Genomic DNA, 22,867 nt, shown 5'->3' with positions numbered 1-22,867 from the left:
AAGCATCAAGCACTCAGTAGCGAGTGATCTCCGCCTTGGCTTCCAACTGCTTGCGGTACGCCGCGAAGTCCTGCTGGCCGGCACGCGAGGCGAGGAAGCGGCGGTAGGCAGCCTTCTCTTCTTCAGTGGCGGCCGCGCCTTCGTTGACGCCGCTCAGGCGCAACACCACCAGGCTACCATCGGCCAGGGTGACGCTGGTGTACACCGGCTTATCCTTGGCTTCAGGCTTGCTCATGCGGAACACAGCCTGCAGCTCGACCGGGTCGATGCCTTCCTGGCTGCGCGATACTGCTTCCTGGACTTTCCAGGCCTGACCGTCCTGGCTGGCCGCCAAGGCAATCTTGCCATCGCGCAGACCGGCGATCAGGGCATCGGCCTTGGCCTTCAGCACTGCTGTCGCCTGCTCTTTGGCCAAGTGCTTGCGGATGCTCTCGGAGACCACTTCAAGACCCAGTTGCTCAGGCTTGCGGTGCTCTTTGACACGCAGTACGACGATGGTTTCCGGGTCCAGTTCGATCGCCGTGCTGTTGGCACCTTCTTCCAGCACTTCAGTACTGAATGCTGCCTGGAGCACGGCGCGATTGGCAGTGATGCCCTCGCCGCCTTCACGGCCGAACGCTGGCGAGGTGTGCAGCTTCAAGCCCAGCTCCTGAGCTGGCTGGGCCAGGTCAGAGGCTTCGAACGCCGAGTCTTCCAACTGCTTGGTCACTTCGACGAAACGCTGTTCGACCTGCTGGGTCTTGAGCTCGCGGGTCAGCTTGTCTTTCAGGCTGTCGAAGCTCGGCACTTCGGGCGCCTGTACATCGAGCAGCTTGATCAGGTGGAAACCGTACTCGGTCCGCACCGGCCCTGAGACCTGGCCCTTGTTCAGCGCATACAGTGCTTCTTCGAAGGCCGGGTCATAAACGCCCTGCCCAGCATAGCCGAGGTCGCCGCCGTTGCTGGCCGAACCTGGATCCTGGGAGAACTCCTTGGCCAGGGTGGCAAAGTCTTCGCCTTTGGCCAAGCGCGCCTGGATCTCTTCAACCTTGGCCTTGGCCTGGCCCTCGCTTGCCTTGTCGTTGATTTCGACAAGGATATGCGCGGCATGGCGCTGCTCGGCGAGGTTGGCGATGTCTTTCTCGTACAGCGCCTTGAGTTCGTCCTGATTAACTTCAACCTGGTCAAAGAACGCGGATTTCTTCAGCTCGATGTAGTCGATGACGACCTGATCGGGGCTCATGAATTCCTTGGCGTGTTCGTCGTAGTGCGCCTTGATCTGTTCGTCGGTGACCTTGACGGCGGCCGGGTCGGCCTTGAAGGTCAACGCAGCGAAATCACGGGTCTGTTTTTCCAGACGGGCAAAGGCGTTGACCTGATCGTCAGTGACAAAGCCGCTACCGGCAAGACCGGTGCGCAATTGGCCGATGAGCATTTCCTGAGCCAGCATTTCGCGAAATTGCAGACGGCCGTAGCCCATCTGGCGAATGACCTGGTCGAAACGCTCGGCGCTGAACTTGCCATCTTCCTGGAACTCGGGGGTTTGCAGGATCAATTGGTCGAGGGCCGCCTCGGAGAAAGAGAACTTGGCCTCTTCAGCGCCCTGAAGCAGCAACTTGCGATCGATCAGCCCCTTGAGCGCGGCTTCACGCAGCATGTTCTCGTTGAGCATGGCCGGATCGAAATCCTTGCCCAGCTGTTGCATCAGCTGCCGACGTTGCATGTCGACGGCCTGGCTCAGCTCGGTCTGGCTGATCTTGTCGCCATTGACCTTGGCAGCATCCTGGCTGTTGCTGGCTGCCTGGAAGATGGCATCGAAGCCGGTCAGTGCCATCAAGGCCACGATGACACCGATAATGGTCTTGGCAATCCAACCTTGTGAATTGTCCCTGATATTCTGCAGCATGCGTCCCCCAGAAACGGTTGTACTGAATGAACCAACCGTGGAGCGTGGGTAGAGTCCTGATATGAAGAAAGGCGCATCCGAGGATGCGCCTTCTCGTAACTGGCCGAGCGCCGGGAACCTTCACAGGTAACCCGACGCTCGGCAGCCGGACCAGACACGAGCCTGGCTCGGTTAGGCGTGAGCCTGAAGGAAGCGACTTAGTTGACGGCTTCTTTCAGAGCCTTGCCAGCCTTGAAGCCAGGCTTCTTGGCGGCAGGGATTTCCAGAGTCTTGCCGGTTTGCGGGTTGCGGCCGGTGCGCGCTGGACGGTCGGTGACGGAGAAGGTACCGAAACCTACCAGTACCACAGAGTCACCTGCCTTCAGGGCGCCGGTGACGGAATCAATTACTGCGTCCAGCGCTTTGCCAGCGGCAGCCTTCGAAATATCAGCAGATGCGGCGATAGCGTCAATCAGTTCCGACTTGTTCACTCTAAGTCCCCTTATATCTCTATTGAGTTTGTTTCTAAGTATGTAATGAAAAGCTAAACGAGCGCTGGGTGGCTTGTTGACACAAGTGCCGCTTTATAACAAGGGCCTGAAAATACTGTCAAGAAAGCCCCCCAGCCAAATACGTACTAATGTGTGCTGATTCTTTCCTTGGAATCGCTGTCGCGCTTTTCATCCTTGGCGACAATCTCCGGAGCCACATCGGGCAAGGGCTCCGGCGCGTATTGCAGCGCAATTTGGAGGACTTCGTCAATCCATTTGACCGGTTTAATCTGTAGATCCTGCTTAATATTCTCAGGAATTTCCTTCAGATCACGCACATTCTCTTCTGGAATGATCACCGTCTTGATTCCACCACGGTGCGCGGCCAGCAATTTTTCCTTCAAACCGCCAATCGCCAGCACTTGACCACGCAAGGTAATCTCGCCGGTCATGGCCACATCGGCACGCACCGGAATCTGGGTCAGGGCCGAGACCAGGGCGGTGCACATGCCGATACCAGCACTTGGACCATCCTTGGGCGTGGCGCCTTCGGGCATGTGGATGTGGGTGTCACGCTTCTCGTGGAAGTCGGCAGCAATCCCCAGGCTGCGCGCCCGGCTGCGCACTACGGTTTGCGCGGCAGTAATGGATTCGACCATCACATCACCGAGCGAGCCGGTCTTGATCAACTGACCCTTGCCCGGAATGACCGCAGCTTCGATGGTCAACAACTCGCCGCCCACCTGGGTCCAGGCAAGGCCAGTAACCTGACCCACCTGATCCTGCTGCTCGGCCAAGCCGTAACGGAACTTGCGCACGCCAAGGTAGTGCTCAAGCTGCTCGCCCGCGACCTTAACAACCGCCACCTGCTTGAGACCGGCGTGCTCCTTGACTACCTTGCGGCAGATTTTCGCGATCTGACGCTCCAGGCTACGCACACCGGCTTCGCGGGTGTAATAGCGAATGATGTCGCGGATCGCCGAGACGTCGATCTCAAGCTCGCCCTTCTTCAGGCCGTTGGCCTTGATCTGCTTGGGCGACAGGTACTTGACCGCGATGTTGATCTTCTCGTCCTCGGTGTAGCCCGGCAGACGGATGACTTCCATCCGGTCCAGCAGGGCTGGCGGGATGTTCATCGAGTTGGAGGTGCAGAGGAACATCACGTCCGAGAGGTCGTAGTCGACTTCCAGGTAGTGATCGTTGAAGTTATGGTTCTGCTCGGGATCGAGCACCTCCAGCAGTGCCGAGGCCGGATCACCACGCATGTCGCTGCCCATCTTGTCGATCTCGTCGAGCAGGAACAGCGGGTTGCGTACGCCAACCTTGGTCATTTTCTGAATCAAACGACCAGGCATCGAACCGATGTAGGTACGGCGGTGACCGCGAATTTCGGCTTCGTCCCGCACGCCACCGAGGGCCATGCGCACGAACTTGCGATTGGTGGCACTGGCGATCGACTCGGCCAGGGAAGTCTTGCCCACACCGGGCGGGCCAACCAGGCACAGCACCGGACCACGGATTTTCTTCACCCGTTTCTGCACGGCGAGGTACTCAAGGATGCGTTCCTTGACCTCTTCCAACCCGTAATGGTCGGCGTCGAGGATTTCCTCGGCCTTGGCCAGGTCCAGGCGTACCTTGCTCTGTGCCTTCCACGGCACCTGTACCAGCCAGTCGAGGTAGGAACGCACCACGGTGGCTTCAGCCGACATCGGCGACATCTGTTTGAGCTTGTTCAGCTCAGCCTGGGCCTTGGCGTAGGCATCTTTTGGCAAACCGGCGGCATCGAGGCGCTTTTTCAGCTCTTCGACTTCGTTGTGACCTTCTTCGCTGTCGCCGAGCTCTTTCTGAATGGCCTTCATCTGCTCATTCAGGTAGTACTCGCGCTGGCTGCGCTCCATTTGCTTCTTGACCCGGCCACGGATGCGCTTCTCGACCTGCAGCAGGTCGATTTCGGCATCCAGCAGTGCCAGCACGTGCTCGACACGGGCAGACAGGTCGAGGATTTCGAGAATTTCCTGCTTCTGCTCGATCTTCAGCGCCATATGCGCTGCCATGGTGTCGACCAGACGCCCAGGCTCATCGATGCTGTTGAGCGAGGAGAGCACTTCAGCCGGGACTTTTTTACCCAGCTGAACATATTGTTCAAATTGTGACAGCAAGCTACGGACGAAGACTTCAGACTCGCGCTCGGCGGCCTGGGACTCGTCGATCAACGAGACTTCAGCACGAATATGCCCGTCAACTTCGTTGAAGCGCTCCACCGCACCACGCTGCTCGCCCTCGACCAGCACCTTGACGGTGCCATCGGGCAGTTTCAGCAGTTGCAAGACGGTGGCAATGGTACCGACGCGGTACAGGGCATCTTCGCCCGGATCGTCGTCAGCGGGGTTCTTCTGGGCCAGCAGGAGGATCTGCTTCTCGCCCGTCATCGCGGCCTCAAGGGCCTCAATGGACTTCTCGCGCCCCACGAACAGCGGGATGACCATGTGCGGATAGACGACGACATCGCGCAATGGCAGGAGAGGCAAGTCGAGGGTGGTCTTCATGATTTCGCCTCTACAACGGCCTTATGGCCGGAAACCGATAGAATTTGAGCGTGGAGTTAATGTGGGGGCAGGCCCGCAAAAAAACAAGCGCTGCGACAGGAAAAGCAAAGGGGCCCGAAGGCCCCTTGCTTGAATCGAGCCGCATCGCGGCTCAAACGTCGGGTGCAGCCTTGGCTTGCGGCTCGCTGTTCTCGTAGATCAACAGCGGCTGCGAAGAACCTTCGATGACGCTTTCGTCGATCACCACCTTACTGACATCCTTCTGCGAAGGAATCTCGTACATGGTGTCGAGCAAAATGCCTTCGAGGATAGAACGCAGGCCACGGGCGCCGGTTTTGCGCTCCAGAGCCTTGCGGGCCACGGACTTGAGCGCATCACTGCGGAATTCCAGGTCCACACCTTCCATTTCGAACAGCTTGGCATACTGCTTGGTCAGGGCGTTCTTCGGCTCGGTCAGAATCTGCATCAGCGCAGCTTCGTCCAGCTCGTCGAGGGTCGCCAAAACCGGCAGGCGACCGACAAACTCGGGGATCAGACCGAACTTGACCAGATCGTCAGGTTCAACTTCACGCAGCGACTCGCCAACCTTCTTGCCTTCCTGCTTGCTGCGCACTTCGGCACTGAAGCCGATGCCGCCACGGGTGGAACGCGCCTGGATAACCTTTTCAAGGCCCGAGAACGCACCGCCACAGATAAACAGGATGTTACGCGTATCGACTTGCAGGAACTCCTGCTGCGGGTGCTTGCGGCCACCTTGCGGGGGCACCGAAGCGACCGTGCCTTCGATCAGCTTGAGCAACGCTTGCTGCACGCCCTCACCCGAGACGTCACGGGTAATTGACGGGTTGTCCGACTTGCGCGAGATTTTGTCGATCTCGTCGATGTAGACAATGCCCATCTGGGCTTTTTCCACGTCGTAGTCGCACTTTTGCAGCAATTTCTGAATGATGTTCTCGACGTCTTCACCCACATAACCGGCTTCGGTCAAGGTGGTGGCATCGGCGATGGTGAACGGTACATTCAACAGACGAGCGAGGGTTTCGGCGAGCAGGGTCTTACCCGAGCCCGTCGGACCGATCAGCAGGATGTTACTCTTGCCGAGTTCGACGTCATCATTCTTCTTGTCGCGTTGATTCAGGCGCTTGTAGTGGTTGTACACCGCTACCGCCAGTACCTTTTTCGCACGCTCCTGACCAATGACGTACTGGTCCAGGATGGTGCTGATTTCTTTCGGCGAAGGCAGTTTATGCGCGCTGCTTTCGGCCTGGGCTTCCTGCACCTCCTCACGGATGATGTCGTTGCACAGGTCGACGCACTCGTCGCAGATAAATACCGAGGGGCCGGCAATCAACTTGCGCACTTCGTGCTGGCTTTTGCCGCAGAAGGAGCAATAGAGCAATTTGCCGTTGTCCTCGCCGTTACGGGTGTCAGTCATTCGATCGATCCAATCCGGTAGGCTTGCAACACAAGATGAAGGCAATTGCGGGCTTTTTCAAGTCCACAGGTAGGCGGAATCACCGCCTACCTGCTCTGGCACCCGGATTCAGGAGGCCAGTTGCCGCTTGTCGTAGACCGAGTCGATCAGGCCATATTCGGCTGCGCGCTCGGCGCTCATGAAATTGTCGCGCTCGGTATCACGCTTGATGGTTTCCAGCTCTTGACCTGTGTGGAAAGCCAGCAGTTCGTTCAAGCGCGACTTGATGGAGAGGATTTCCTTGGCGTGGATCTCGATATCCGTCGCCTGGCCCTGGAAACCGCCTAGTGGCTGGTGAATCATCACCCGCGAGTTCGGCAGGCAGTGACGCTTGCCCTTAGCCCCTGCAGCCAGCAGGAAAGCGCCCATGCTGCAGGCCTGGCCGATGCAGATGGTCGACACGTCCGGTTTGATGAACTGCATGGTGTCGTAGATCGACATGCCAGCGGTCACCGAACCGCCCGGCGAGTTGATGTAGAGATGGATATCCTTGTCCGGGTTTTCCGCTTCAAGGAACAGCATCTGCGCCGCTACCAGGTTGGCCATGTAGTCCTCTACCGGGCCGACCAGGAAGATCACCCGCTCCTTCAGAAGGCGCGAGTAGATGTCATAGGCGCGTTCGCCACGAGCGGATTGCTCGATAACCATCGGGACCAAGCCGCCTGCGGCCTGGATGTCAGAGCTCTGCTGATAATAAGAATTGCGGGACATGTCCTGCACTCACTCCCAAATAGTCATGTCTTGAATACGCACAAGCCAGCTCGAAGGCTGGCTTGTGGTGTTTTCCTGCGAAGAGAAGGAAATCAGTCAGCGGCAGGTGCCTGGGCTGGCTTGACAGCTTCTTCGTAAGAGACCGATTTATCGGTCACAGTCGCTTTCTGCAGAACAGTATCCACAACTTGTTCTTCCAGCACAACCGAACGAACTTCGTTCAGTTGCTGGTCGTTCTTGTAGTACCAAGCCACGACCTGCTCAGGCTCCTGGTAGGCCGAGGCCATTTCCTGGATCATTTCGCGAACGCGGTCTTCGTCTGGCTTGAGTTCGTTCTGCTTGACCACTTCGGCGACGATCAGGCCCAGCACGACGCGGCGCTTGGCTTGCTCTTCGAACAGCTCGGCCGGCAGTTGCTCAGGCTTGATGTTGCCACCGAACTGTTGAACGGCTTGAACGCGCAGGCGGTTCACTTCGTTCTCCAGCAGGGCTTTTGGCACTTCAATCGGGTTGGCAGCCAGCAGGCCGTCCATTACCTGGTTCTTGACCTTGGTCTTGATCGCCTGACGCAGTTCACGCTCCATGTTCTTGCGAACTTCGGTGCGGAAACCTTCCAGCGTGGCTTCCTTGATGCCGAACTGAGCGAAGAACTCTTCAGTCAGCTCAGGCAGCTTTGGCTCGGCAACACTGTTGACGGTTACGGTGAACTCGGCGGCTTTGCCAGCCAGATCCAGGTTCTGGTAGCCCTCAGGGAAGGTCAGGTTCAGAACGCGCTCTTCACCCGCCTTGGCGCCAACCAGGCCTTCTTCGAAGCCCGGAATCATGCGACCGGAACCCAGCACCAGCTGGGTACCCTTGGCCGAACCACCAGCGAACACTTCACCGTCGACCTTGCCGACGAAGTCGATGTTCAGCTGGTCTTCGTTCTGGGCTGCACGGTCGGCGGTTTCAAAACGAACGTTTTGCTTGCGCAGCACTTCCAGCATGTTGTCGAGGTCGGCGTCAGCCACTTCGGCGCTCAGGCGCTCGATGGCGATCGAGTCGAAACCGGCAACGGTGAACTCAGGGAAGACTTCGAAAATGGCGACGTATTCCAGATCCTTGCCTTTTTCGAACGATTTTGGCTCGACGGCAGGGGCGCCAGCCGGGTTCAGCTTCTGCTCGACCACCGCTTCGTAGAAAGAAGCCTGGACCAGGTCGCCGAAGGCTTCCTGACGGGCGGCATCTTCGTAACGCTGACGGATCACGCTCATCGGCACTTTGCCAGGACGGAAGCCCGGGACCTTGGCGCGACGGGCAGTCTGTTGCAGACGCTTGTTGACTTCGGTCTCGACGCGCTCGGCCGGAACGGCGATGGTCATGCGGCGCTCGAGAGCAGAAGTATTTTCAACCGAAACTTGCATGGATATTCCTCGTTGCACAGACGTTAGCCGGCGATACCCGACTCCAGAATCAAGGGCAAACATTCTAGTGGCTCAAAGGCCAGAAGTCACCCCGTTCAAGACGACGGGAAAGAACGCCGGTGCATTTAATTCAAAGCCCCTGGCAAAAACCCTGCCGAAGCTTGCTCAACACACGCAGGCCTTGGCCTGGACGCCACAGCTGCGGCCATGACGATCCAGCCCCTGGACTGCAGAAAATCTTGTCAAAACACTACAAAACCGAGTCCCGGCGTTAGGACTTCTACTCGATACCGTTGAACGCGCAATACTCTTCCCACTCCATTCCCAGCGCCTGGGCAACTTCGCGGTGCACCTCAAGGCGCATGACGGCGAGCTCCTCGGCGGAGTCGGCGATCAGTTGCAAGGTCAGCTCCCAAGGCTCGAGCCCCTGCTCCTGCGCGGCATCCTCGAAGGCCCAGAGGACCTGCTGGGCCTGCTCACGCTCGCTGAGCCCGGCGATTTCCTCACGCATCTGCGGACTGGCGTCGAGATAGCGCTGCAAGGCGACGGCCTGACGTTCTGGTGAAATCATGGTGCTTTTTTCCTTTCTGCGACCGGACGCCCGGTCACTGCTTCAACCAGCTGAAATCTATCAGCTTTTGATCGGTTGTCACCAGGCCGTCAAAAGATGTCAGAATAATCGCCTCCAGTTGTCGGAAATGTACGAAACGAAAGCTGCAAACAATTGTCTAGGCCTCACCAGCCCGATAAGCTAGCGATTCGCCATATTGGTAATACGTTTCATTCCTGTTTGATAGCGTCAACGGAATGACCAGCGCTCATGCAAGGACGTCCCCCGTGCTGAACAAACTGCTCGCCGCCACCTGCCTGGCCCTCTCCTGCTCGACAGTTTCCGCCTCCTTGATAGAGGCGTCCCAGGACCCTGATGCCCTGTATTCAATCGTGAGCATGTCCGGCGACAGCTCCGATCGCACGGTCATCACCCAACGGGTGGGTATCAGCGGCACCAGCTACAGCGCTCGCCAATTTGACTGCACCAAACGCACCGTGCGTTTTCTGGGATCGGGCATTTCGTTGGACGATCTGAAAAGCGCCGTCGCCGACAAGGACGCAACCCCCATTTTCAAAGGCTCATTGGCCAGGGCCATCAGCCAGCAAGCGTGCGACGAAAGCTTGCAACCTGAGGCGACGACCGCCGCAAACAGCGCCATGTCAGCTCAAAGCCAGCCGCTCACCAGCGCGATCAAACAATAACAATTATCATTTGATAATTGTTCTCGATATACTGGCCGCCCGTTCCGCCTCACGCCGGCCAAGCACACGATGGACACCCGCCCCACTGCAACACAGCTCAACACCTGCCTGAGCACGCTGTACAACGACCATCACCGTTGGCTGCACCGATGGCTGCGCAACCGCATCGGCTGCCCGGAGCACGCCGCCGACATCGCCCAAGACACCTTCCTGAGCATTCTCAGTGCCAAGGATCTGTTCAGGATTCGCGAACCGCGCTCGTTCCTGTCGACCGTGGCGCGGCGGCTGATGGCCAATGTCTATCGCAGGCGTTTAGTGGAACAGGCGTATCTGGAAGCACTGGCCAGCCTGCCCGAGGCAGTGGAACCCTCCCCTGAAGTCCGTGTACTGGCACTTGAAGCGCTTACGCTGCTCGATCGCATGCTCGACACGTTGCCGGGCAAGGTCCGGGAAGCCTTCCTGCTGTCGCACCTGCAAGGCCTGAAGATCGCCGAAATCGCCGAACGCCTGCAGGTCAGCACCCGCTCGGTGAAGCTTTACCTGGTGCGGGCTAACCAACACTGTTTTTTTGCCGACCTGTCATGACGCCCTCGCCGTTCAACCCGCGCACTACCCGCGAAGCCGCGCATTGGCTCACCGAAACCATGGAAGGCGCCCTCAGCCCCGAGCAACGGCAAGCGCTGGACCACTGGCGCGCGGCCCATCCGGACAACGAACGCGCCTGGCTGCACATCGAGGCGCTGCGTCGGCGCATGGCCGGGCTCGAACCGCAGGCTGGCTACCAGAGCCTGTCCCAGAGCGGCCTGGGCCACAGTCGCCGGCAAGCACTCAAAACCCTCGCTGTGCTCGGCCTGTTCGGCTGCGCCGGGCAACTGGCCTACCGCAACTTCTGGCAGTCGAACCCAGGCCTGACCTACAGCAATGGCGCCAGTGCGCCGCAGCACATCAACCTGGAAGATGGCAGCCGCCTGACCCTGGATGCTGACAGCGAAATCACCGTGCATTTTGATAGCCAGCAGCGGCTGGTGCAGCTACGCAATGGCCGCTTGCTGCTCAGCAGCGGACACCCGGCAGATGCCGGCCGCCGCCCACTGCGCGTAGCAACCGCGCAAGGCTTGGTGCGAGCCGTGGGCACGCGTTTCAGTGTCGAGCTGCAAGGGCAGGTGACTCAGGTCGAGCTGTTCGAAGGTGCTGTCGAGGTCCAGCCGCAGCAAGCGCCAAGCAGCACCCTGCGCCTGGCCGCCGGGCAACGGGTGCGCTTCACTGCGACGCACATTGAACCGGCAACCGGTAACCAGGCCGAACCGGCCTGGAGCCGGGGCTTGCTGGTAGCCGACAACATGCGCCTGGATGCCTTTGTCGCCCAGCTCAGTCGTTACCGGCCTGGCCTGCTGCGGTGCAGCGATGAGATTGCCGCGCTGCGCGTCTCCGGTGTTTACCCGCTCAAAGACACCGATGCGGTACTCGACGCCCTGCCCCACTCGCTGCCCCTGCAAGTGCAGCGGCGCTCTCGCTACTGGGTAACCCTGGACGCGCGCTGAATGCCTTTCACGCCAGCAGCTCGATACGCACCTGACGCTGCTCGACTGTACTTACATGCACCTGGGCGGCAAACACTTGGGCGATGCGCTGCTCGCTGAGCACCTGGGCCGGCGCACCACTGGCGCATAGCCGCCCCTGCTCCAGCAGCCACAGCCGATCGCAGTAACGCGCCGCCAGGTTGAGGTCGTGGAGCACACACACTACGGCAATGCGCGGCGAGCCGGCGAGCGTGCGCAGCACCCGCATCAGATTCTGTTGCTGACCGATGTCCAGGGCGCTGGTCGGCTCGTCCAGCAACAGCAGGCAGCCCTGGTCATCGTCCCGGGCGTCAGCCAGGGGACTCACGCCCAACTGGTTCATGGCCCGGGCAATGGTCACCCGCTGCAGCTCGCCACCCGACAGGGACAATACCCCACGGCCGAGCAGATGACGGATATCCAGGGCGTCAACAATGCCCGGGCAAGGCTCGCCCGAATGCTGCTGACCCAGGCGAATGAACTCATCGACCCGCCAATCGAAGGCACTGTCCATCTGTTGAGTGACCAGCGCCCGCCTGCGCGCCAGTTGCCCAGGCAAATATGCAGACAGCTCACGGCCCAGCAACTCGATCTTCCCGGAACCTGGCTGCAGGTAACCGGAGATCAGCGAGAGCAGCGTGCTTTTCCCCGCGCCATTGGGACCGATCAGGCCGAGTAACTCGCCGGCCTCGATCTGCTCATTGATGGGCGCCAGGGCAAATGGCTGCTCCAGGCTGACATTGATCAGTTCCAGCATTTCAAAACTCCCGCACCTTTCGGCCCAGCAACAACCAGAGAAAGTAAGGCCCGCCAATGATGCTGGTGACCAGACCAACAGGGATTTCCGCCGGACTGGCAAGGCTGCGCGCCAGGGTATCGGCGATCAGCAGCAGGATCGCACCGCAGAGCATCGAGGCCGGGATCAGCAGGCGGTGGCCGGGACCGAAGTACAGGCGCAAGCAATGCGGCACCAGCAGGCCGATAAAACCGATGATGCCGCTCAAGGCCACGCACAGGCCCACCCCCAGTGATGAGGCCAGCACCACACGATTTTTCAGGCGCTCGCCATCCAGCCCCGCGGCATGTGCTGACACCTCGCCCAGCTGAAACAGGTCCAGATCACCCGCGCAGCGCGCCAGCACCCACAAGGTCAAGGGCAAGACCACACAGGCCACCGTCAAGGTCGACCACTCGGCGCTGCTCAGGCTGCCCATGCCCCACAAGCTCAGTTGGCGTAACTGTTCTTCACTGGCAATGAACGTGAGGACACCGCCAATGGCCCCGGTCAGGGTGTTGATTACCAGGCCCGCCAACAACAAGGTGATGGTCGACTCGCGCCCTTTGTAACCGCGGCCTATGCGAAAAATCACCAGCGTCACCAGCAACGCGCCGATAAAGCCGGCGAAAAACTGTCCATACAGCTCCAGCCCGGCAAAGCGGCCACTGAACAGCACCACCCAGATCGACACCGCCAACCCCGCACCGCTGGCCTGGCCCAGCAGGGTCGGGTCGGCCAGCGGATTGCGAAACAGCCCCTGCATCGCCGTGCCACCCACCGCCAGGGTCGAGCCCACCAGCACCGCCAGCAACAGGCGCGGCAAGCGCACCTCACTCCACACCTGCCACTCCAGTGCGCTCGGCAGGTCGCCAACCAGGATCCGTGGCGACAAGCCAATACTGCCGACCAGCGAACACATCACCAGCAGGCCGCACAGCCCCGCCAGCATCAGTATCAACATCGGCAACCTGACATTATTCCCCGCGGCCTTCATGGAAACAGCGCTCCGGCATCCTGGCGCAATTGCAGCATGGCCTGCACCGTGCGCGGCCCGAGATTGAGCAAGGCCTGGTCATCGACCTGGACCAGCCGCCGATGCTGTCCGGCCGGAGTATGCGCCAGTCCGCCCAGCTTCCACAGGTTGTCTTCCCCGCCCAGTGCCGCCAAGCCGGCCGTACTGACAATGACGAAGTCCGGCGCCAAGGTCACCATGGCTTCCGCCGCCACCTGCTTATAAGCAGTGAAAGTCGCGCAGTTTTCGATGCCCGCCTGCTCCAGTGCCGCCTGGGCTTCGGTGCCGCGCCCCATGATCAGCGGGGTCATGCCCGCATGATTGAAAATGAACAAGGCTTTCGCACCTTTCAATGCTGGCGTCTTGGACAGTTGTCCCGCCAACCGACGCTGTTCGTCGAGCAACGGCTGCGCCTGTGCCTGGCGGTTCATGGCCGCCGCGACCTGCTCGATTTTTGCCGGGATATCGCCGACGACCTTGCCGCGAGCAATACTCACCACCTCCAGCCCCAGGCCGCGCAACTGACGCAGCACCAGGACCGGGCGGGCGGCATCGCTGATCAACAGCCGTTGCGGTTTGAGGGCCAGCACGCCTTCGGCCGAGAGCTGGCGCATGTAGCCCACCGACGGCAGGCTAGCGATGGCTTGCGGGTAGCGACTGGAGTCATCGCGCCCCAACAGGCGCGAAGTGCCATCCAGGCGATCAACAATTTCCGCCAGGTCGTTGCCAATCACCAGGGTGTCGGCGGGTTCGGCCTGTACGCTGGTAAGCGCACACGCCGCCAGCACGCCAAGGATCACACCCCTCATCGGGTCGCCTCCAGCACATCCAGCCATTGGCGCCAGGCCGGCTGCTCCTCCTGCCCTGCCGGACGCCGGGCGAACACCTGGACGATCAGGCGCTGCTCAGCGTCAAAAAACTCAAGGCTGGTAACGCCGCCCACCTGGTTAGGTTTAAAAACGCGCCAGATTTGCGCATCTGCCGCATCGGCAATCCTGAAGCGAGTAGGCGCAGCCTGCTCACTGGCAGGCATGTCGAACCACAACTCTGCGCCCGCCTCGCTCATGCCCGACAGACGCCCGGTGAAGATCTGCACGCTGCCAGCACTGTAAACAAACAGCATCAGCTCCAAGGCACTGGCGGCTAGCTGCCGGAATACCTCGACCGGGCTGGTCTGCGCCAATTGCCGGGCAAATTCAGGGGCCACCAGGACGTTGCCCTCGAAGCGGGTCAGGCCATGGCGCTTGAGCAGGGCAAAGTGCTCATGAACGTTGGCCATCGCCGCCCACTCGTCGACCAGGCCTGGTAGCTGGATCGAGCGTTTGGCGAAGACTTCGCGCGGGATGAACTGCGACGGCCTGACCACACACTGGCTATAAAGCGCTGCCCAGCCCGCCAACGCAGACTCCGGCAGTGACACCAGACGCAGCAACGTCTGAGCGTGTCGGTCGAAGATGTTCAGGCTGTAGACGTTGGCAACGACGTCATGCTGCATGCACATCCAGTACCAGGCGCGCAGATTCAAGCGCAGATCCAGGCCGTCTTCGCCAATAACCAGGCCCGCTTCGCTGATGTCGTCAGACTGCGGGTAGCGTCCGATCTGCTCAATCCAGGCATGGCTAGCCGGGGTCGCGGTGCGCACAGGGCCGAGGGCATGCAATTGCGCGGCGACGTTCACCGCTGGTAGATCAAGACACAAACAATCGGTACCAAAACGCTCATTGAGTTCGACAGCAGAAAATTGAGTCACGGTAAATTCCTTGTAGAGAAGAGGTTCAATGGGCGGGCTGATCACAACCGCCTGCGCCGGCCACCAGGGCCACGCCATCGGCATCCTGAGCCGGAAGCAGCCAGACGTAATCGGCGTCACGCGCCGTCAGGCCATGACCTTGCTCGCCGATCACCAGCACCTTGAGCCCCGGATCATGTGCGCCTTGTGCCAGGTACTGCGGGGCGCCTAGGCTTTTCAGTGTGTGCAGGACCCCAGCGAACAACAAGCCGGGGGCCTTGGCGTCATCGAGCACCTGCGCCATGCGCAGGTCACGGGCGTGCTGGATTGCCAGCATGGCGCTCATGCGCGCGGAGTCGATCTGCCCACAATGCATGTCGCTGATGTGCTGACGCTGGCGAGCGGCAATGGCCGGCGACGGGAACAGTCGGTCGGGGTTGTCTACAGGCGCCGCCATCATGCGCTTGCGCTCGGCGGCCGACAGGTTTCCGGCCAGCAGCGCTGCCTGCGCTGGCATCAGTGCCTGCATCAGGGTGCCGTACTGCTCCCAGCTCCAGCGCGGGTCCCAATGGATGATCTGCTGCAGGCGCTGGCTGCGCACCTGGTTGCCCTGGCCCAGCCAGGCCTGGACGTCAGTGACCGGGCGTTGCTGGTCGCTGTCGAGCATCTCCAGCACCACCGCGCCCTGGGGGCGGCGCTTGGCCAACTGGCTGGCCAGCCATTGTTCAATCAGGTGATGGGCAACGTTGTCATGTAACTCGCCGACCATCACCGTGCGCGCAGGCGCTAATTCATCAAGCAATTGGTCCGGCGAAATCTGCCTGCCAGAGCCCAATTCGATGATCGCGCCCCATTGGGGAATGTGCGCCTCGACCCGAGTGTAGGCACTGTCGGCCACCGGCGTATTAACGCTGGTGCAGCCGACGAGCAGGGCCAGCCCCAGGCCCACAAAGGAAGACTTGAACATAGCGAGCCTCATCAGTATTCGAGGGTGAAGCCGAACGAGGTCGTACGACCACGGCCATTGCCCTGGTCCATCACCGCCGACATCAGGTAGTCCACCGAGGCACTGTTGTTGTAGACCTTGTTGCCAACGTTCTCGACGTTGAAGAACAGGCTCAGGTTGTCCTGCACCTGGTAGCTGCCATACAGGTCCCAGATCACCCCGGTGGAATTGGATTTTTTCGTCTCGTACCAGTCCCAGCTGGTTTCCGACGGCCCTGCGTATTCGCCACGAGCGCCCAGCACCAGGCGCTCGTCGAGCCAGCGGGTACCCAGATCCAGGGTCCAGAAGCGGTCCGGCTGGCTATTGATATCTTCCAGCTCGATGCCGGAGGTGGTCGGTGACTGGGTAGTGGCCTTGGTCCACGACAGGTTGGCGTAGAAGAAGCCGACGTCGTAGCGACCTTCGAGCTCATAGCCACTCATGCGCACTTCTTCCGGCCAATTGACCCAGTTCATCTTCGCCGACTCTTCGCCGTCGTCATCGACAATGTCGAATGATTGCGGGGTGATGTAGCCATCGATTTTGCTGATGAAGCGGTTGATCTTCAGTTGCCCGTAATCATCATTGCTGAACAACCCGCTGCGGGTGAAATTGACCCCGAATTCGTAGTTGGTCGAGCGCTCCTGACGCAGGAACGGGTTGGCGCCGACGCCGTCGGCGTCGCTGGCATCGGCCTCAAGCGGCACCTTTTCGAAAAACATTTCCTGCACCCGTGGCGCCCGCGAGGTACGCGACCAACTGGTGTAGAGCTGCATCCAGTCATAGGGCTTCACGGCAAAGCCGACCCGTGGATTGAAGCTGTGCTCACGACGGGTAATGTCTACGTCGCCGCCGTCGATGCCGCGGCACTGGCCGATGATCGAGCATTTGGGCACATGGCCGCTGACCTTGTAGCCGTCGTAGTGGCCGGCCAGGGTCAGGGCATAGATGTCGTAGTTGAACTCCAGGGTGCTGAACAGGCTGTGGGTGGTCTGCTTGCCTTCGGGGTTGGCGCCACGTTTTTCCGGGGTCTGGGCAACAAAATCGTCGGTGTAGTAGCGCGCACCATTGCTCCAGCTTGCTTCCACCGGCCCGAGGCTGAAACGACTGACGTTGGTCAGGTCAAGACCGTGGGCATCGTCGCGGGTCTTGCGGCCAATGTAGTGGGACTCTTCTACCGGCGGATACTCAAGTTCGGTCTTGTTCTGGTAGGCATTGACCGTCAGGTTTACCCATTCGCTGTAGGGCGTGTAGGCGTACTTGGCCCGATAGGTCTCGTTGTCCAGCTGCCAGGGGTAATTGTGATAGAACTCGTTGCGATACTTCACCCCGCTCAGGTCCAGGCGGTGCATGTCGTTCGGCTGCAGGCGCAGCTTCAGCAAACCGGAGCGCGGGTTCTGCTTGGTGGTGTCGTATTCGTTGGACTGACCATTGGTGGTCTTGTATTCGCCAGTCTGGGTGCTGCTGACGGCAGCGACCAGGCCGTAAACACCCTCGACATCTTCCGGCCGGGTGCGGGCACCGGCGGCAAACATGCGGGTGTTGCCGTAGCCATTGTTACCGGTGCGATAGGTCGTACGCAGGCCTACGCGATGGTCTGGCTTGACGATGTCATCGATATCGAAGGTACGGAAATTCGCCGAACCGCCCAGAGTGTTGGCACCTTCAGCGCCGTCCACCGAACCGCGCTGCACATCGACGCCAGCCAGCAGGTTGGCATCGACAAAAGCCATTGGCCCGCCCGAACCGTGGCCAGCATTGTTGCGAAAGGTCTGGGTGACGCCATCGATCATGGTGTTGACCCGACCCAACCCGGCCAGGCCGCGAATGTTCACCGATACCCCCGGCTGGCTACGCGAATGCAGGGTGTAGGTACCAGGGATCGAACGCACCACACTGTTGAGATCCTGACGTTCAGGATGCACTTCACGGCTACTCTGAATCGCCCCAGGCCGCTCGGCCAGGGCACCGACCATGGTCGGTCCGACTTCCAGGGCACTGTCGCTTCGCTCGTTCACCCGCAGCACCAAGGTGTGATCCTTAAGCTGCTCAACCCACAGGCCAGTGCCCATCAACAACAGGTCGAAGGCTTCCTTGAGTGTGTATTCGCCCTCAAGCCCCTGGGTGCTGCGATGCTCGCTAAGCTGCGGATCGAAGGTGAGGATCACCCCACTGGCCGCAGCCAGTTGGTTCAAGGCAGGCGCCAGCGGCCCAGCCGCAATGACATAGTGCTTGCGCAGCGACGCCTGCTGGGTGGTTGCCTTTTCAGCGGCAGATACCAGCGACGCGCCGCTACCTGCACCCACCAATGCCAGTGCCGTCAGCGCACTGCACGCAATTTTCCATGCACCGCCTTTATTGTTGTGCTGCAACCGCTGAACGGCGGCCGGCTGTGTGCTTTTCACGAGGCGCTCCCTTGCAGATTGAAATGATCTTGTAAGAGAGGTCACGCGAGGAATGGAAAAAGGGAAATGAAAATCAGTTTTATTTAAAACTAATTTCTATTTGCAGAACCGAAGGGTGAACTCGAACTGCAAAAACGACAAAAGCCGCACAAGGCGGCTTTCTCGAGGCTTTCTCGCGCTTCAGCGCAAAAAACAAAGGCGCCGGATTTTCATCGGGCGCCTTTGGGAATATGGGGTGGACGATGGGAATCGAACCCACGACAACAGGAATCACAATCCTGGGCTCTACCAACTGAGCTACGCCCACCATATTGCATTTACCGCAAAACTGCATATGGGGTGGACGATGGGAATCGAACCCACGACAACAGGAATCACAATCCTGGGCTCTACCAACTGAGCTACGCCCACCATATTGCAGTTACCGCTTTACTTGTGCCAAAGCTGCCGATTGGCGCACCCGGCAGGACTCGAACCTGCGACCATCCGCTTAGAAGGCGGATGCTCTATCCAGCTGAGCTACGGGCGCATATTTAATCTGCTTTCTGTGACGATTACAAATTAACGTTTAGCCGTACCGAACAAGCTTAAAATTCGCTCGCTCTGCCTGACCTTGCTAACCAGTGCTAGGCTCTGCCCGACAAGTGCGACGAATCTTATAGACGAGCGGAAAACCCGTCAACTATTTTATAAAAAAAATTCATTTTATTTAAGGGCTTAGGGCAATTGCCGGACCAAGCGCCTTTGCCCTCGGGCCCCTTCATGCGAGAATGCGCGCTCTTTTTATTCCTTCTCGATGGTTAATCACGCGTCATGACTGCACACCTTATCGACGGCAAGGCGATCGCCGCCAGCCTGCGCCAGCAGATCGCCCAACGTGTCGTGGAGCGTCGCCAGCAAGGCCTGCGTACGCCTGGCCTGGCGGTGATCCTGGTCGGCACCGACCCCGCGTCTCAAGTCTATGTCTCGCACAAGCGCAAGGATTGCGAAGAGGTCGGCTTCATCTCCCAGGCCTTCGACCTGCCCAGCGATACCACGCAGCAAGCCCTGACCGACCTGATCGATCGCCTCAACGATGCCCCTGACATCGACGGTATCCTCCTGCAGCTGCCACTGCCGGCGCACCTGGACGCCTCGCTGCTGCTCGAGCGCATTCGCCCGGACAAGGACGTCGATGGTTTCCATCCGTATAACGTCGGCCGCCTGGCCCAGCGTATTCCGCTGCTGCGCCCGTGCACGCCAAAAGGCATCATGACCCTGCTCGAAAGCACCGGTCAGGACCTGTACGGCATGAACGCGGTGGTTGTCGGCGCGTCCAACATCGTTGGCCGGCCAATGGCCATGGAACTACTGCTGGCCGGTTGCACCGTGACCGTCACCCACCGCTTCACCAAGGACCTGGCCGGCCACGTCGGCCGCGCCGACCTGGTGGTGGTTGCCGCTGGCAAGCCAGGCTTGGTCAAGGGTGAATGGATCAAGGAAGGCGCAATCGTCATCGACGTCGGCATCAACCGCCAGGAAGATGGCAAGCTGGTCGGCGACGTGGTCTACGAGACCGCCCTGCCCCGCGCTGGCTGGATCACCCCGGTGCCGGGTGGTGTCGGGCCGATGACCCGGGCCTGCCTGCTGGAGAACACATTGTATGCGGCTGAAGAACTGCATAAGTAAGTGTTGATGGCGAAATAAGAAACGGCACCTGTGAGGGTGCCGTTTTTTTGTGCCTGGTGTTTGGACCTGCGGGAGCTGGCCTTGCCAGCGATGGGCTGCAAAGCAGCCCCAGGTTACTTACGTGCAGCCTCCCAGGATTTGAGCAGCTCGCTGTAGCTGACGGTCTCGCCCTTGGGCTTCTCGTTGGCCAGCTTGGGCTTCGGTGCCCCCGGCTGGTCGAACCAGTACTGGGCATCGCGCTCCGGATTGAGCTTGGGCGCACAGGTCGCCTGGGCCTTGGAGCGCTCCAGGCGTTCGAGGATCTTGTCCTGGTCACGGGCCAGCCCGTCCAGAGCTTCTTGCGGGGTCTTCTCGCCACTGGCCGCTTCAGCGATATGGCTCCACCACAACTGCGCCAGGCGTGGGTAGTCGGGCACGTTGGTGCCGGTCGGGGTCCATTGCACCCGCGCCGGGCTGCGGTAGAACTCCACCAACCCTCCGAGCTTGGGCGCAAGGTCGGTCATGGCCTGGGAGTTGATGTCCGATTCGCGGATCGGCGTCAGCCCGACAATGGTCTTTTTCAGCGAGACAGTCTTGGAGGTGACGAATTGGGCGTACAGCCAGGCAGCCAAGCGCTGTTTCTCCGGAGTCGACTTGAGGAAGGTCCAGGAGCCGGCGTCCTGATAACCCAGCTTCATGCCCTCTTCCCAGTAAGGCCCCTTGGGAGACGGCGCCATGCGCCACTTCGGTGTGCCGTCGGCATTCACTACCGGTAGGCCAGGCTTGGTCATGTCGGCGGTAAAGGCGGTGTACCAGAAGATCTGCTGGGCAATGTTGCCCTGAGCCGGCACCGGCCCCGACTCGGAGAAGGTCATGCCCTGGGCCTCGGGTGGCGCGTAGGTACGCATCCAGTCGACATATTTTTGCGTGGCATACACCGCTGCCGGGCCGTTGGTGTCGCCGCCGCGGGTTACGCTGGAGCCGACCGGGTGGCAGTCTTCGACGCGAATGCCCCACTCATCCACCGGCAAGCCGTTGGGCAGGCCCTTGTCGCCGCCACCGGCCATGGAGAACCAGGCGTCGGTGAAGCGCCAGCCCAGCGACGGGTCTTTCTTGCCATAGTCCATGTGCCCGTAGACACGCTTGCCATCGATCTGCTTGACGTCCTCGCTGAAGAACTTGGCGATGTCTTCATAGGCCGACCAGTTCACCGGCACACCCAGTTCATAGCCGTACTTCTCCTTGAATTTGGCCTTCAGCTCAGGGCGATCGAACCAGTCGGCGCGAAACCAGTAGAGGTTGGCGAACTGCTGGTCGGGCAATTGATAGATCTTGCCATCCGGTGCGGTGGTAAAAGAGATGCCGATAAAGTCCTTGAGGTCCAGGGTTGGCGAGGTGAAATCCTTGCCTTCGTTGGCCATCAGGTCAGTGATGGATTCGGTCTTGCCATAGCGAAAATGCGTACCGATCAGGTCGGAGTCATTGACCCAGCCGTCATAGATATTCTTGTCCGACTGCATCTGCGTCTGCAGTTTTTCCACCACATCGCCTTCCTGCAGCAGGTCGTGGGTCAGCTTGATCCCGGTGATCTCGCTGAAGGCCTTGGCCAGCACCTTGGATTCGTACTCATGGGTGGCGATGGTTTCCGACACCACGTTGATCTTCATCCCGCGAAACGGCTCGGACGCCTTGATGAACCATTTCAACTCGTCGAGCTGCTGCTCGGGGGTCAGGGTCGAAGGCTTGAACTCGCTACCGATCCACTTCTTGGCGGCATCTTCGTAGGCATCGGCCCAGGCGCTGGCGTGAAAGCTGCCAAGCACTAGCAGGGCTGCCAGGGTCAAATGTCGCCGGTTCTTGTTGTTGTCGAACATTGCGATCTCCCGATTGAGTATTTTCACGCAGCAGTGCCGATTGCCTTCGGCTAACCCCAGCGCATCACCACCAACAGCCAGGCCAGAGACAGCAGCGAGGCTACCCACAGGTTCCAGTCGCTGAGCCCGATTACCAGCAGGTGCAGGTAAGCGCTGACCAGCAAGCCAATGAACAACCGGTCGCCACGGGTGGTGGCAATCGGCAGAAAGCCGCGTCGCTCGACGCATGGCCGACGCAGCTCATACAGCGTCATGCCCAGCAGCAACAGGCCGATCGAGGCGAAGAAAATCGCCGTCGGCAGGGTCCAGGCCATCCAGTCCATCGCGCGCTCCTCAGACCCGGCCCAGGGCGAAGCCCTTGGCCACATGGTTACGGACAAACCAGATCACCAGCAGGCCCGGCAAAATGGTCAGTACCCCGGCCGCGGCCAGCACGCCCCAGTCAATCCCCGAGGCCGACACCGTGCGGGTCATCACTGCGGCAATCGGCTTGGCGTTCACCGACGTCAGGGTGCGGGCCAGCAGCAGCTCGACCCAGGAAAACATGAAGCAGAAAAACGCCGTGACACCGATGCCGGAGCCAATCAGCGGCATAAAGATCTTCACGAAGAAACGCGGGAAGCTATAGCCGTCGATGTAGGCGGTTTCGTCGATTTCCTTGGGCACTCCGGACATGAATCCTTCGAGAATCCACACCGCCAGCGGCACGTTGAACAGGCAGTGGGCCAGGGCCACGGCGATATGCGTGTCGAACAGGCCGATCGACGAGTACAGCTGAAAGAACGGCAACAGGAACACTGCTGGCGGCGCCATGCGGTTGGTCAGCAGCCAGAAGAACAGATGCTTGTCACCGAGAAAGCGATAGCGCGAAAACGCATAGGCCGCCGGCAAGGCCACGCTCAGGGAAATCACCGTGTTCAGGCACACGTAGTACAGCGAGTTGATGTAGCCGCTGTACCAACTGGGGTCAGTGAAGATCACCCGGTAGTTATCGAAGGTGAAATTCTGCGGCCACAGGGTCAGGCCGCCGAGGATCTCGGTGTTGCTCTTGAACGACATGTTCAGCAGCCAGTAGATCGGCACCAGCAGGAACAGGATGTACAGCAACAGCGCCAGTGTCTTGCGCGCGCCCATG

The 22,867-nt window shown here is 60.0% G+C and carries 20 protein-coding genes and 3 tRNA genes; 4 read left to right on the top strand and 19 right to left on the bottom strand.

Annotated elements, in window-relative coordinates; genetic code table 11:
* Positions 1–13: 13 nt before the first annotated feature.
* The 7 genes from M5G17_RS07055 to M5G17_RS07025 all read right to left on the bottom strand — a co-directional run bounded on the left by M5G17_RS07055 (position 14) and on the right by M5G17_RS07025 (position 9,060).
* Entirely contained in the window at positions 14–1,885 is a 1,872-nt protein-coding gene (locus tag M5G17_RS07055) for a SurA N-terminal domain-containing protein (protein WP_273892262.1), read from the bottom strand.
* 197 nt (positions 1,886–2,082) lie between these two features.
* Positions 2,083–2,355 (bottom strand): HU family DNA-binding protein, encoded by a 273-nt coding sequence (locus tag M5G17_RS07050; protein WP_115087902.1) that lies wholly within the window; start codon positions 2,353–2,355, stop codon positions 2,083–2,085.
* Positions 2,356–2,501: 146 nt separating this feature from the next.
* A complete protein-coding gene (lon, locus tag M5G17_RS07045) occupies positions 2,502–4,901 on the bottom strand; it encodes an endopeptidase La (protein WP_273892261.1) in 2,400 nt (799 codons plus the stop codon).
* Between the two features lie 151 nt (positions 4,902–5,052).
* Positions 5,053–6,336, bottom strand: coding sequence for an ATP-dependent Clp protease ATP-binding subunit ClpX (gene clpX, locus M5G17_RS07040; RefSeq protein ID WP_273892260.1), 1,284 nt, complete (start codon positions 6,334–6,336; stop codon positions 5,053–5,055).
* A 108-nt stretch (positions 6,337–6,444) separates the two neighbouring features.
* Positions 6,445–7,086: an ATP-dependent Clp endopeptidase proteolytic subunit ClpP gene (clpP, locus tag M5G17_RS07035; protein ID WP_273892259.1), complete on the bottom strand. Its 642-nt coding sequence runs from the start codon at positions 7,084–7,086 to the stop codon at positions 6,445–6,447.
* 92 nt (positions 7,087–7,178) lie between these two features.
* Entirely contained in the window at positions 7,179–8,489 is a 1,311-nt protein-coding gene (gene tig / locus M5G17_RS07030; protein ID WP_273892258.1) for a trigger factor, read from the bottom strand.
* Between the two features lie 280 nt (positions 8,490–8,769).
* Positions 8,770–9,060 carry a DUF6388 family protein gene (locus M5G17_RS07025; protein ID WP_273892257.1) on the bottom strand — a complete coding sequence of 97 codons (291 nt, stop codon included), beginning with the start codon at positions 9,058–9,060 and terminating at the stop codon, positions 8,770–8,772.
* Between the two features lie 266 nt (positions 9,061–9,326).
* Between M5G17_RS07025 and M5G17_RS07020 the strand changes: the two genes are divergently transcribed.
* The 3 genes from M5G17_RS07020 to M5G17_RS07010 all read left to right on the top strand — a co-directional run bounded on the left by M5G17_RS07020 (position 9,327) and on the right by M5G17_RS07010 (position 11,284).
* Complete coding sequence (locus M5G17_RS07020) at positions 9,327–9,743, top strand: hypothetical protein (protein ID WP_273892256.1); 417 nt, start codon at positions 9,327–9,329, stop codon at positions 9,741–9,743.
* Between the two features lie 69 nt (positions 9,744–9,812).
* Positions 9,813–10,328, top strand: a complete 516-nt coding sequence (locus M5G17_RS07015) for a sigma-70 family RNA polymerase sigma factor (protein ID WP_130263947.1) — start codon at positions 9,813–9,815, stop codon at positions 10,326–10,328.
* Positions 10,325–11,284, top strand: coding sequence for a FecR domain-containing protein (locus M5G17_RS07010; protein ID WP_273892255.1), 960 nt, complete (start codon positions 10,325–10,327; stop codon positions 11,282–11,284). Before M5G17_RS07015 ends, M5G17_RS07010 begins: the two co-directional genes overlap by 4 nt.
* Positions 11,285–11,291: 7 nt before the next feature.
* On the opposite strand, the gene M5G17_RS07005 is transcribed toward M5G17_RS07010, so the two are convergent.
* The 9 genes from M5G17_RS07005 to M5G17_RS06965 all read right to left on the bottom strand — a co-directional run bounded on the left by M5G17_RS07005 (position 11,292) and on the right by M5G17_RS06965 (position 18,740).
* Complete coding sequence (locus M5G17_RS07005; RefSeq protein ID WP_273892254.1) at positions 11,292–12,059, bottom strand: ATP-binding cassette domain-containing protein; 768 nt, start codon at positions 12,057–12,059, stop codon at positions 11,292–11,294.
* A gap of 1 nt (position 12,060) precedes the next feature.
* Positions 12,061–13,041 (bottom strand): FecCD family ABC transporter permease, encoded by a 981-nt coding sequence (locus M5G17_RS07000; protein ID WP_273892253.1) that lies wholly within the window; start codon positions 13,039–13,041, stop codon positions 12,061–12,063.
* A 29-nt stretch (positions 13,042–13,070) separates the two neighbouring features.
* Positions 13,071–13,901: a heme/hemin ABC transporter substrate-binding protein gene (locus M5G17_RS06995; RefSeq protein WP_273892252.1), complete on the bottom strand. Its 831-nt coding sequence runs from the start codon at positions 13,899–13,901 to the stop codon at positions 13,071–13,073.
* Entirely contained in the window at positions 13,898–14,842 is a 945-nt protein-coding gene (locus M5G17_RS06990) for a ChuX/HutX family heme-like substrate-binding protein (protein ID WP_273892251.1), read from the bottom strand. Before M5G17_RS06990 ends, M5G17_RS06995 begins: the two co-directional genes overlap by 4 nt.
* Before the next feature lie 25 nt (positions 14,843–14,867).
* Entirely contained in the window at positions 14,868–15,788 is a 921-nt protein-coding gene (locus M5G17_RS06985; RefSeq protein WP_273892250.1) for a ChaN family lipoprotein, read from the bottom strand.
* A gap of 11 nt (positions 15,789–15,799) precedes the next feature.
* Complete coding sequence (locus M5G17_RS06980) at positions 15,800–18,211, bottom strand: TonB-dependent receptor (protein WP_273892249.1); 2,412 nt, start codon at positions 18,209–18,211, stop codon at positions 15,800–15,802.
* A gap of 231 nt (positions 18,212–18,442) precedes the next feature.
* Positions 18,443–18,518: transfer RNA gene (locus M5G17_RS06975), tRNA-His, on the bottom strand.
* A 28-nt stretch (positions 18,519–18,546) separates the two neighbouring features.
* A tRNA-His gene (locus M5G17_RS06970) sits at positions 18,547–18,622 on the bottom strand.
* Positions 18,623–18,663: 41 nt separating this feature from the next.
* A tRNA-Arg gene (locus M5G17_RS06965) sits at positions 18,664–18,740 on the bottom strand.
* 284 nt (positions 18,741–19,024) lie between these two features.
* On the opposite strand from M5G17_RS06965, the gene folD reads away from it, so the two are divergent.
* Complete coding sequence (folD, locus tag M5G17_RS06960) at positions 19,025–19,879, top strand: bifunctional methylenetetrahydrofolate dehydrogenase/methenyltetrahydrofolate cyclohydrolase FolD (RefSeq protein ID WP_273892248.1); 855 nt, start codon at positions 19,025–19,027, stop codon at positions 19,877–19,879.
* Between the two features lie 113 nt (positions 19,880–19,992).
* On the opposite strand, the gene M5G17_RS06955 is transcribed toward folD, so the two are convergent.
* The 3 genes from M5G17_RS06955 to M5G17_RS06945 are packed head-to-tail and all read right to left on the bottom strand — an operon-like array spanning position 19,993 to position 22,866.
* Positions 19,993–21,732 carry an ABC transporter substrate-binding protein gene (locus tag M5G17_RS06955; protein ID WP_273892247.1) on the bottom strand — a complete coding sequence of 580 codons (1,740 nt, stop codon included), beginning with the start codon at positions 21,730–21,732 and terminating at the stop codon, positions 19,993–19,995.
* Between the two features lie 50 nt (positions 21,733–21,782).
* On the bottom strand, positions 21,783–22,055 hold the full coding sequence (locus M5G17_RS06950; RefSeq protein ID WP_273892246.1) for a DUF2160 domain-containing protein: 273 nt from the start codon (positions 22,053–22,055) through the stop codon (positions 21,783–21,785).
* A 10-nt stretch (positions 22,056–22,065) separates the two neighbouring features.
* Positions 22,066–22,866, bottom strand: coding sequence for a carbohydrate ABC transporter permease (locus tag M5G17_RS06945; protein ID WP_273892245.1), 801 nt, complete (start codon positions 22,864–22,866; stop codon positions 22,066–22,068).
* Between the last annotated feature and the right edge of the window lies 1 nt (position 22,867).

This window comes from Pseudomonas rubra (genome assembly GCF_028656935.1).
Classification (GTDB): domain Bacteria; phylum Pseudomonadota; class Gammaproteobacteria; order Pseudomonadales; family Pseudomonadaceae; genus Aquipseudomonas; species Aquipseudomonas rubra.
The sequence above is the reverse complement of the archived record's forward strand: the minus strand, read 5'-3'. Positions and strand labels throughout refer to the sequence as shown.

Excerpts from the sequence above, each read along its gene's own strand:
- M5G17_RS07055 (WP_273892262.1), bottom strand. The coding sequence starts at position 1,885 with ATGCTGCAGAATATCAGGGACAATTCACAAGGTTGGATTGCCAAGACC.
- lon (WP_273892261.1), bottom strand. The coding sequence starts at position 4,901 with ATGAAGACCACCCTCGACTTGCCTCTCCTGCCATTGCGCGATGTCGTC.
- clpX (WP_273892260.1), bottom strand. The coding sequence starts at position 6,336 with ATGACTGACACCCGTAACGGCGAGGACAACGGCAAATTGCTCTATTGC.
- clpP (WP_273892259.1), bottom strand. The coding sequence starts at position 7,086 with ATGTCCCGCAATTCTTATTATCAGCAGAGCTCTGACATCCAGGCCGCA.
- tig (WP_273892258.1), bottom strand. The coding sequence starts at position 8,489 with ATGCAAGTTTCGGTTGAAAATACTTCTGCTCTCGAGCGCCGCATGACC.
- M5G17_RS07025 (WP_273892257.1), bottom strand. The coding sequence starts at position 9,060 with ATGATTTCACCAGAACGTCAGGCCGTCGCCTTGCAGCGCTATCTCGAC.
- M5G17_RS07015 (WP_130263947.1), top strand. The coding sequence starts at position 9,813 with ATGGACACCCGCCCCACTGCAACACAGCTCAACACCTGCCTGAGCACG.
- M5G17_RS07010 (WP_273892255.1), top strand. The coding sequence starts at position 10,325 with ATGACGCCCTCGCCGTTCAACCCGCGCACTACCCGCGAAGCCGCGCAT.
- M5G17_RS07005 (WP_273892254.1), bottom strand. The coding sequence starts at position 12,059 with ATGCTGGAACTGATCAATGTCAGCCTGGAGCAGCCATTTGCCCTGGCG.
- M5G17_RS07000 (WP_273892253.1), bottom strand. The coding sequence starts at position 13,041 with ATGTTGATACTGATGCTGGCGGGGCTGTGCGGCCTGCTGGTGATGTGT.
- M5G17_RS06995 (WP_273892252.1), bottom strand. The coding sequence starts at position 13,901 with ATGAGGGGTGTGATCCTTGGCGTGCTGGCGGCGTGTGCGCTTACCAGC.
- M5G17_RS06985 (WP_273892250.1), bottom strand. The coding sequence starts at position 15,788 with ATGTTCAAGTCTTCCTTTGTGGGCCTGGGGCTGGCCCTGCTCGTCGGC.
- folD (WP_273892248.1), top strand. The coding sequence starts at position 19,025 with ATGACTGCACACCTTATCGACGGCAAGGCGATCGCCGCCAGCCTGCGC.
- M5G17_RS06955 (WP_273892247.1), bottom strand. The coding sequence starts at position 21,732 with ATGTTCGACAACAACAAGAACCGGCGACATTTGACCCTGGCAGCCCTG.
- M5G17_RS06950 (WP_273892246.1), bottom strand. The coding sequence starts at position 22,055 with ATGGACTGGATGGCCTGGACCCTGCCGACGGCGATTTTCTTCGCCTCG.
- M5G17_RS06945 (WP_273892245.1), bottom strand. The coding sequence starts at position 22,866 with ATGGGCGCGCGCAAGACACTGGCGCTGTTGCTGTACATCCTGTTCCTG.